Annotated in this window: 2 protein-coding genes; both read left to right on the plus strand. The window is 55.6% G+C overall.

Annotation, left to right across the window (positions count from 1 at the left end):
* Positions 1–200, plus strand: a 200-nt coding sequence (locus AC1D1Z_RS37510; RefSeq protein ID WP_477853896.1) for an OmpA family protein, incomplete at its 5' end; no start/stop codon positions are given.
* A gap of 20 nt (positions 201–220) precedes the next feature.
* The coding region (locus AC1D1Z_RS37515) for a type VI secretion system protein TssA (protein WP_477853897.1) at positions 221–1,311 on the plus strand (1,091 nt) is incomplete at its 3' end.

Below are 1,311 nucleotides of genomic sequence, written 5' to 3' on the forward strand. Positions count from 1 at the left end.
ATACAGACGCGCGTGGCAAGGATCAGTACAACGAATTGCTGTCGACCGAGCGCGCGGAGGCGGTAGTCAAATATCTCGAGCAAAAGAATGTGCCGGCCGACAAACTCCAAGCCATCGGCTTTGGAAAGCGCCTGCCGCGCACCACCGATCCCTTCGACCCGGAAAATCGTCGCGTCGAATTGAAACTGGCCGTACAATAAGAGCCTCGCCGGAGCGCGTCGTGAGATTTGAGGACCTTCTGTCGCCGATTGCTGACGACGAGCCATGCGGGCCCGATCTCGACGCGGCCGGCGACAGCGACTATTTCGCGTATATAATGTCTGCCGAGGAGCGCTTCCCGCGGACCGTCGTCGACCCGGCGACCGGGTCCTTTTATGAGCGCAATGTCATCAAACTAGCGGACGAGGAGCGGCAGAGCGACCTTTTGCTTCGGCGCAGTAAAGATCTGCGACTTATCGTCCTTACGGCTCAGTTCCAAATTGGAGCCGGCGAGGTCGGAAGATTCGCCGACACGCTTGATGCGATCCTTGTTATGATCAGGGATTTCTGGAATGACATCCACCCGAGAGCAGAGGATGGTGACCTGACACTCCGGCGCGTCGCCTTGGAGGGGCTCGATGATCGGAAAAGGGTTGTCCTTCCACTCAGCTATGCGCCATTGTTTGAGGATCGCCGCCTTGGCCCAGTTTCGTTACGGACCTGGCGAGTTAGCTTAAGGCCAGAAATCGCAAAATCGAGCGATATCCCGCATAGCTCAGTTCTGATCTGTGATGCCATCGCCGCGCCCGCAAACCATGATGCCGTAGTCGCCGTATATGCGAATATACAAAAAGCATCTAACCGCCTCGCCGATATTCGACTTAAGTTCTTCGAAGCAGAGCGGATCGAATATGCACCCGTCTTCGATGGAACAATGGCTGTTTTAGTCGAAATTGCCGACATGCTTTCCCAGAATGCGCCAGATCTGGCTGGCCTGAACAGCGATAACAGTCCGACATCGGATGAACGCATGCAGTCTGCCGTGCCAAGCGACACTGTCTTATCGCATCGGGTCGCTGGGGCTGCTGCATCAGAAATCTGCCCGATCTCGTTTACGTCCATGCGCGAAGTAAATGGCACGCTGGCAGCTCTCGAGATTTATTTCTCCGTTTTTGAGCCGTCATCACCGGTTCTTCTTCTCGTTCGGCAAGCTCGGTTACTCATCGGCCGCCCCTTGGTGGAGGCGCTCTCCGTTCTTGTCCCAAACCATTCCAACTCGGTCGTCTTGAAAATAGATCATGACTCCGGTTTCGAGCTCGACCTCGCCAGAAT

The sequence above is a fragment of the Rhizobium sp. P1_E1 genome (genome assembly GCF_056406015.1).